The organism is Candidatus Similichlamydia epinepheli (assembly GCF_003056015.1).
The window spans coordinates 25,373-33,056 of record NZ_PPEU01000003.1; the positions used below are offsets into that span (position 1 = coordinate 25,373).

At 44.4% G+C, this 7,684-nt stretch carries 9 protein-coding genes, 2 tRNA genes and 1 pseudogene; 11 read left to right on the plus strand and 1 reads right to left on the minus strand.

Annotation, left to right across the window (positions count from 1 at the left end; all coding sequences use genetic code 11):
• Positions 1–29 precede the first annotated feature (29 nt).
• Complete coding sequence (locus GCCT14_RS00470; protein ID WP_108623743.1) at positions 30–539, minus strand: SufE family protein; 510 nt, start codon at positions 537–539, stop codon at positions 30–32.
• Between the two features lie 173 nt (positions 540–712).
• On the opposite strand from GCCT14_RS00470, the gene infA reads away from it, so the two are divergent.
• From infA to rpoB, 11 genes and pseudogenes are all read left to right on the plus strand, one after another.
• Positions 713–940, plus strand: coding sequence for a translation initiation factor IF-1 (gene infA / locus GCCT14_RS00480; protein WP_108623745.1), 228 nt, complete (start codon positions 713–715; stop codon positions 938–940).
• Between the two features lie 121 nt (positions 941–1,061).
• Positions 1,062–1,133 (plus strand) — tRNA-Thr (locus GCCT14_RS00485).
• A gap of 208 nt (positions 1,134–1,341) precedes the next feature.
• Positions 1,342–2,523, plus strand: coding sequence for an elongation factor Tu (gene tuf, locus GCCT14_RS00490; protein WP_108623746.1), 1,182 nt, complete (start codon positions 1,342–1,344; stop codon positions 2,521–2,523).
• Positions 2,524–2,606: 83 nt separating this feature from the next.
• Positions 2,607–2,681, plus strand: a tRNA-Trp gene (locus GCCT14_RS00495).
• 26 nt (positions 2,682–2,707) lie between these two features.
• Entirely contained in the window at positions 2,708–2,977 is a 270-nt protein-coding gene (locus GCCT14_RS00500) for a preprotein translocase subunit SecE (RefSeq protein WP_108623747.1), read from the plus strand.
• A 16-nt stretch (positions 2,978–2,993) separates the two neighbouring features.
• Positions 2,994–3,548, plus strand: a complete 555-nt coding sequence (nusG, locus tag GCCT14_RS00505) for a transcription termination/antitermination protein NusG (protein WP_239978352.1) — start codon at positions 2,994–2,996, stop codon at positions 3,546–3,548.
• A 47-nt stretch (positions 3,549–3,595) separates the two neighbouring features.
• Positions 3,596–4,027: a 50S ribosomal protein L11 gene (gene rplK, locus GCCT14_RS00510; RefSeq protein WP_108623748.1), complete on the plus strand. Its 432-nt coding sequence runs from the start codon at positions 3,596–3,598 to the stop codon at positions 4,025–4,027.
• Between the two features lie 20 nt (positions 4,028–4,047).
• Entirely contained in the window at positions 4,048–4,743 is a 696-nt protein-coding gene (gene rplA / locus GCCT14_RS00515) for a 50S ribosomal protein L1 (protein ID WP_108623749.1), read from the plus strand.
• A 9-nt stretch (positions 4,744–4,752) separates the two neighbouring features.
• Positions 4,753–5,268 carry a 50S ribosomal protein L10 gene (rplJ, locus tag GCCT14_RS00520; protein WP_108623750.1) on the plus strand — a complete coding sequence of 172 codons (516 nt, stop codon included), beginning with the start codon at positions 4,753–4,755 and terminating at the stop codon, positions 5,266–5,268.
• Between the two features lie 60 nt (positions 5,269–5,328).
• Positions 5,329–5,760: a 50S ribosomal protein L7/L12 gene (gene rplL / locus GCCT14_RS00525; protein WP_204592921.1), complete on the plus strand. Its 432-nt coding sequence runs from the start codon at positions 5,329–5,331 to the stop codon at positions 5,758–5,760.
• Positions 5,761–5,933: 173 nt separating this feature from the next.
• Positions 5,934–7,684 (plus strand): annotated as a pseudogene (gene rpoB, locus GCCT14_RS00530) (DNA-directed RNA polymerase subunit beta); the annotation flags it as partial.

Below are 7,684 nucleotides of genomic sequence, written 5' to 3' on the forward strand. Positions count from 1 at the left end.
TTTGCCTTCTTTGACTAGTTTTTTATTGCTTATCGTTTGACCAATTTGTCGTTCGTTTCGGATGTTGACGATTGTAGTTCCTTCTCAAGAAAATATGCGGATTCTTTCCGTATCTGCAAATAGATTTGATGGAGCCCTGTTGCTCGGTTTAAGCTCAGGAACTGATGAAAGCCGATTCTTTCTATAAAGTCTGGTGGACAAGTTAGGACTGTTGTTGGGGGCAGCCATGAGTAGATGTCGAGCAGCATTGCTAAAAGACCGCTAGAAATTAGAGCGTCACTTTCTCCTTCAAAAGAGATAAGGCCCTCTTTCATGCTCGCCTTTAGGAAAGTCTTACTTTGGCATCCAGGAACTCTGATGAAGTTTGATGGTGTGGGGATGCCTTTGTTGAATAACTTTTTGCCTTTTTCGATAAGAAGGTCGTATTTTTTTTGGATGGAGGGAAGCATTAGGAATGCTTTTTCCAAGTCAATTTGTCGTTGCTTGCAAAGAAGAATGAATTTACCTTTTTCGCGATTGTGATCATTCTGTAGTGTCATATGATCCTTTTCGTCGCTTTCTCAAGTGGTAAATTTCTAAGGTTAAATAAGTCATTCTCTTCAAAAAGATTTCAAATTAGCTATGTTTTGATTAAGATCACTGAGGATTTTGGAGTCGTCATGGCAATTTCAATTCACATCAAGGGTATCACAATGGGTTCAAAGCTTGCAGCATGGTAAAGGAATCTAAGGAGAATACATTTCGGATGAAAGGCAAGGTTCGTGAGTCCTTGCCGAATATGACCTTTAAAGTTTTGTTAGAAAACGGTGTTTATGTTTTGGCTTACCTGAGTGGGAAGTTGCGCATGAGAAACATTCGGGTTTATCCTGGAGACGACGTCATAATTGAATTGACATCGTACGATTTAACTAAGGCAAGGATAGTTTACCGCGAAAGATAGTAAACTTCTATCCGCCTCTAGATCGTCTATTGAATCGTAGTGTCGTCTGTGTTAGAATTGCGCATCTTCTTCGGTCTGTGTGTTTTTCGCTGACTGGCTGGCAAGGTTACTTTGAATGCGCGCCCAGGTAGCTCAGTGGTAGAGCACTTGCATGGTAAGCAAGTGGTCGTAGGTTCGATTCCTATCTTGGGCATTTCGCTTGAGCGGGTGTCGCGTCTCTTCTTGCTTGTCGATTAAAAATGCAGTTGGCCGTGGTTGGTCAAGTCGTTATGCGATGCGGGTTTGAGTGAGGAGTTCCCGGGGCGTCTTGTTTAAAGTTAGGGTGCTCTGTCGTTGTGTTGAAGAGTTTTGGGCACTGTGTGTTTAATTTCGGGTGTGCATTGCTGTTTGGAGGGAGTTAGGTGGCAAAGGAGACATATAAGCGGGATAAGCCGCATGTTAACATCGGAACGATTGGGCACGTCGATCACGGAAAAACGACTCTGACGGCCGCGATCACGACCATTCTTGCTAAAAGAGGTCTGTCTAAGGCGATGAGCTATAAAGACATCGACAAGACTAAAGAAGAGCAAGATCGTGGGATTACGATCGACAAGACTCATGTCGAATATGAAACTGAAAAGAGGCACTACGGTCACGCTGACTGTCCAGGGCATGCTGATTACATCAAGAACATGATTACTGGCGCCGCTCAAATGGACGGTGCGATTCTTGTTGTTGCTGCAACGGATGGGCCAATGCTTCAAACGTATGAGCATGTGTTGTTGGCTCGCCAGGTGAATGTTCATCAGATAGTTGTATTCATCAACAAAATGGATGCTCCTGGTGTCGATGAAAAGATGGCAGAGCTGACTGAGCTGGAGCTTGGTGAGCTTTTGGAGAGCAAGGGATACGAAAATGTTCCTATGGTCCGTGGATCTGCTCTTCGAGCTTTAGAGGGTGTGCCTGAGTACGTAGAGTCGATTGTTCAGTTAATGAAGGCGGTGGATGATCACATCGAGACGCCAACTCGTGAAATTGACAAGCCTTTTTCTCTTCCAATAGAGGACGTTTATTCGATTTCTGGACGAGGGACTGTTGTGACTGGTCGAGTTGAGCGTGGTCGCGTAAAGGTGGGAGATTCTGTCGACATTGTTGGATTGAAGCCGGCTCGTTCTTCTGTTGTGACTGGTGTTGAGATGTTCCGGAAGAATCTTGAAGAGGGGCAGGCTGGTGACAATGTTGGTGTCCTGCTTCGTGGTGTAGAGAAAAAGAATGTCGAAAAGGGCATGATTCTTTGTGCGCCTGGATCTGGGAAGCCTTACACGCGTTTCCGTGCTGCCCTTTACGTATTAAAGAAAGAAGAGGGCGGTCGTCATACTCCTATTCCTCCGAAATACAAGCCTCAGTTCTATATACGAACTGCTGATGTAACTGGTGGGATTTCTTTGCCTGCTGGCGTTGAAATGGTGTTGCCAGGAGAAAGCGTGGAGATGGAGGTCACTTTGATGTTTCCTCTTGCGTTGGAAGCGGGAATGCGATTTGCGGTCAGAGAGGGAGGAAAGACAGTGGGAGCTGGGACAATAATTGAGCCAATGGAATAGTTTTCTTTGGATGTCCTTATTGGTTTGTGAAGGAGAGAAGGCTTTTTCTCCTTCAGAGCTCTTTATTCTTTATGTTTGTTCGGGGGAGCGTAGCTCAGTTTGGTCAGAGCATCGGCCTCCAAAGCCGTGTGTCGGGGGTTCGAATCCCTCCGCTCTCGTTGTTTTTTTTTGGGACTGTTTCGCAATGGGTCAACATATCTTATTTGAGCGACCTTCTAAGCCAGACAATAATGTTGACGAGGACGTGTCGTCTTTTTCATGTTTTGCTTCTGTACGTGACTTAAAGGCCGAGTTGAGAAAAGTTGTTTGGATTCCTCCGGGTGGGGTTTCTAGGGCTGTTTCGCTGGTTGTTACTGTTGTCTTATCGTCTTCTTTGTGCGTATACTTGGCTGACCTTTTGGGTAATTTATTATTGAGAGGTCTTTCGGCGTTGTTCGGTTTGGTATTCGTTTAGTGGGAGGTTCTCAGGAGTGCTTTGTTACGTCGTTCGTGTGCTGTCAGGTCGTGAAAAGAAGGTTAAGAGGACAATCGAAGAGGGTTGTTCTACTTATGGTCTATCCGATCAGATTATCGAAGTGATCTTGCCAGTTGAGCAGGTAGCTGAGGTTCGCCGTGGCAAGCAGAAAGTTTCTGAAAAGAGAATTTGGCCAGGATATCTTTTGGTACGAATGAATATGAATCAAGAGACTTGGTCGTACATAAAAAGTGTGGAAGGCGTCATAGAGTTTTTGGGAGGAGAGCAGCCTGTTCCTCTTGCGGAAGAGGAAGTCGAGACGATTCAGCAAGATTTAAGAAAGAAAAAGGAGAAGGTTAGCCAAAAGCATAGCGTCTCCGCTGGAGATAGAGTTAAGATTGTGGAAGGTGTGTTCGTGAATTTTATTGGAACAGTAACGGAAGTATGTGGAGAGAAGGGGCGGTTGAGCGTTGCTCTGGCAATCTTCGGTCGAACTACTACCGTTGATGATCTCGAATTTTGGCAAGTAGAAGAAGTTACAGGCGAGCACGATTCTGGTAATCTTTCTTGATTCGATTCAAGCATCTCTTCGTTATTTAAAGGGTTATTTTTTGGTTTATGTCTCAAAAGAATCATTCCAAAATTATTCGGTTGCAGATCGTTGCAGGAAAGGCTCTTCCAAGCCCTCCAGTTGGTCCGGCTCTTGGAGCAGTTGGGGTCAATATCATGGCCTTTTGCAAGGAGTTCAATGAAAAGACTCGTAGCATGGGTGACGCTCTTGTTACTGCAGTAATCTATGTGGATTTAAAGAAAAAAGACTTTCGTTTTGAAGTCAGAAAGCCTCCGGCTTCCTATTTAATTAAGAAGGCTATTGGGGTGGCGAAAGGCGCCAATTCTCCGAATCGAGAAAAAGGAGCGACGATTACAATTGAACAACTGGAGCAAATTGCGAACGAGAAGATGGAAGATTTGTTTGCGAATTCTCTAGAAGCTGCGGTGCGAATTATTGCTGGATCAGCGCGTTCGATGGGTGTTGAGGTTGTGAAATAGGGTTCTTGGGGGTTAGTTTTATGGTTCGCGCAAGCAAGAGAATGCGGCAAGTTCGGGCGTCTTTGGGTGAGGCCACAACTTACACAGCTCGCCAAGCAATTCAAATGCTTTTCTCTCTTCCTTCTCCCAAGTTTGATCAGACTCTTGATGTAGCTTTAAAGCTCGGAGTGGATCCAAGAAAATCGGATCAGAATGTTCGAGGGGTCGTTTCGCTTCCTCATGGAACTGGCAAAAAAGTTCGGGTTCTTGTTTTTGCAAAGGGCGATAAAGCGGCGGAAGCTTTAAAATGTGGAGCGGATTTTGCTGGTTTTGAAGATTATTTCGACAAGGTTAAATCTGGTTGGACTGATTTTGATGCAGTAGTTTCTACCCCTGATTTGATGCGAGAAGTTGGAAAATTAGGTCGTGTTTTGGGGCCAAGAAATTTGATGCCAACTCCTAGAGCTGGAACTGTTACTGACGATGTTGCCAGTATTATTTCTACTCTAAAGGCTGGGCAAATCGAATTTAAATTGGATAGGCACGGCGTTATCAATTCTGGCGTTGGAAAGTGTTCTTTTTCGGAAGATGCTTTATTTGAAAATCTCTGTGCATTTGTTGGCGCTGTGCTAAAAAATAAACCTGCAACTGCCAAGGGGGTCTTTTTACAAAGGTTGTATCTTAGCTCTACCATGGGGCCTGGATTAAAGGTTGATTTGTCTAGTTTGGGTCTGTAGGGGTTTGTCGTGCTGAAAGAAAAGCAAATTTATTTGGATTCTCTGCGTGAGCAGGTTGAGTTGTCGTCCTCCTTTATTTTGGTAGATTATGGTTCGTTAAGGGCGAAGGAGGCTGTTATTTTGCGACGAGCTCTTGCCCCAATTGGAGAGATGGAAGTTGTCCCCAAAAGGGTTTTTTTGTTGGCTCTTCAGAGATCTGGTGTTGTGGTTGATAGAGGGGCTCTTTCTGGACATCTAGCGGCCGTTTTTACAAAGGGTGAGCTTCCTGAGCTTATTAAGTCTCTTAAGGCGCACACGAAGGGGTGTAAGAGCTTCCGCATTTTAGGAGCTTCTTCTGAAGGCATCTCGTATGGTCCTGATGAGACAGTTGCAATTGGAAAGTTGCCTACGCGCGATGTTCTTCGTTCTCAGCTGTTGGGGCTTCTTCTTTCCGTCCCGTCTCAGTTTGTGCGTGTGATGAATGGTTCAATCTGTTCGGTCTTGTATTGTATGAAGGCTCGGTTGGAGAAGAAAGCTGCAGAATAGTAGCTGTTCTTTATTTTCGTTAATGGAGAGAGAAGCTTAGTTTATCGTGGAGGTTTTGAAGTGAACAACAAAGACTTGAAAAAACAGATAGTCGAACAGTTAGGTGGATTGACGATTTTGGAAATGTCAAATCTAGTTAAGGAGCTGGAACAGGCTTGGGGTGTTTCTGCATCGGTTCCTGTTGCTGCTGTAGCTGCTGGTGTTTCTGCGAGTGGTGCTGTTGAAGGTGAATCGGAAATCGAACAGGCTCCTGTTGAGTTTGACGTTATACTGAAGGGTGCGAAAGATCCATCCGCCCAGATTCCTCTGATTAAGGAATTGAAAGGGTTATGCGGTCTTAGTTTGCGAGACAGCAAAGAGGCGGTTGAAGAGGTTTGTGCTGGTACTGCTAGGACGATCAAAGGGAAGATAGAAAAAACTGAAGCAGAGGAGTTGGCGGCCAAACTAAGGGCTGCTGGTGCCATTGTTGAAGTGTCGGCTTCTACTGATTAGAAGAGAGAATCAAGTGTTTGAAGGAGGGTTCTTTAGGGCTCTCTTCTAGCATCATATTGCGTCTCGCAAAAAGTTGTGCGGGGATCGTTTGGTTTTGTCAGGAACGTGTGTTCTTGTTTGCGTTTTTGGCTTTTTTTGCCCATGGTGGGATTGGTTTGTTACGGGAGAGTTGAATGCTTAAAAAGGCGCCTCATCGTATTGGGTTTCGCGAAAGAGAGGAGGTAATCGATCTTCCTAACTTGCTGGAAGTCCAAATTAAGTCCTACCAAGAATTTCTTCAGGCGCATCTTTTGCCTCATGAGCGGCAAAATGTTGGTTTGCAGGAAGTTTTTAATGAGGCTTTTCCCATCAAATCGCACGATGAGAAGGTGGTTATAGAATTTGTCTCTTATAATTTGGGAGTTCCCAAACATACTCCGGAGGAATGTATTCGGAGGGGGATTACATACAACGTAACTTTACGACTCAAGTTGCGTTCGACTGATGAAACTGGAATTAAAGAGGAAGAGGTTTACATGGGAACCCTTCCTGTCATGACTGAGAAGGGTACGTTTGTTATCAATGGGGCCGAGCGTGTGATTGTATCTCAATTGCACCGAAGCCCTGGAATTTCGTTTGAGTCAGTTCGGCACCCTAAGGGTTTTGATCTCTTTCTTTTCCGAATAATTCCTTATCGCGGGAGTTGGTTAGAGGCTGGATTCGACGCAAATGACCTAATTCACATTTATATCGATCGAAAAAAGCGAAGGAGGAAAATTTTAGCGACAACCTTCATTCGTACGTTGGGTTATTCGACTGATGCCGACATTATAGAGGAATTTTTCCCGACTCAATATGTCTCTCTTTCTTCTGATGAATTAACACGTTGTATAGGGCAGGTTCTTGCAGAGGACATTGTTGATGAGTCAAATGGACAACTTCTTGGTAAAGCTGGAGAGAAGCTAACGACTGCAATGTTGAAGAAAATGTTGGATGCTAAGATTGCCAACATAAAAATTGCAGAAGATGCAAATGAGCTTAGTCCGATCATCAAAATGTTGGCTAAAGACACGGCTCATTCTTACGAGGTTGCTTTAAAGCAATTTTATCGAAAAATTCGGCCTGGTGAACCTACAACGTTGGCTAATGCTCGTGCAGCAATGGTGCGTTTGTTTTTCGATCCTCGTCGTTATAATTTAGGTCGTGTTGGTCGTTATAAGATTAACAAGAAATTGGATCGCCCAATTAATGATGAGACGTTACAAGAGCAAACTCTTTACAAAGAAGATTTTGTTCTAGCGATTAAGTACTTAATTCGCATTAGAAATGGCGATCCTAATGCAAGTATCGATGACATTGATCACTTGGCAAATCGTCGAGTGCGATCGGTTGGAGAGCTGATTCAAAATCAGTGTAGGGTAGGTCTGGCGCGAATGGAGAAGATAATTCGTGAGCGAATAAATCTTTTCGATTTTTCTGGCGACACAATGACTCCGAGCAAGGTGGTTTCTGCTAAGAGTTTATCAGTTGTTTTAAGAGACTTTTTTGGCAGATCTCAGCTTTCTCAGTTCATGGATCAAGCGAATCCACTTGCAGAGTTGACGCACAAAAGAAGGCTCTCTTCCCTAGGTCCTGGAGGTTTAAATCGAGACCGTGCAGGGTTTGAAGTGCGAGATGTTCATCCTAGTCACTACGGCAGAATCTGTCCAATTGAGACTCCTGAGGGCCCCAACATTGGATTGATTACTTCACTTTCCTCATATGCAAAGATCAATGAGTTCGGTTTTATCGAAACTCCGTACCGTGTGGTTCGTGATGGAATCGTGACAAACGAGATAGAGTACATGACTGTCGATGCTGAGGAAAAGTGTGTTATTGCACAGGCTTCCGCAGACATGGCTGAGTATGGCTGTCTTCTTGGTGACATATGCTGGGGGCGTCATCT

What these genes read in the sequence shown, in the direction of transcription:
- GCCT14_RS00500 (WP_108623747.1), top strand. Translation starts at nt 2,708, where the DNA reads ATGGGTCAACATATCTTATTTGAGCGACCTTCTAAGCCAGACAATAAT.
- rplK (WP_108623748.1), top strand. Translation starts at nt 3,596, where the DNA reads ATGTCTCAAAAGAATCATTCCAAAATTATTCGGTTGCAGATCGTTGCA.
- infA (WP_108623745.1), top strand. Translation starts at nt 713, where the DNA reads ATGGTAAAGGAATCTAAGGAGAATACATTTCGGATGAAAGGCAAGGTT.
- rplA (WP_108623749.1), top strand. Translation starts at nt 4,048, where the DNA reads ATGGTTCGCGCAAGCAAGAGAATGCGGCAAGTTCGGGCGTCTTTGGGT.
- GCCT14_RS00470 (WP_108623743.1), bottom strand. Translation starts at nt 539, where the DNA reads ATGACACTACAGAATGATCACAATCGCGAAAAAGGTAAATTCATTCTT.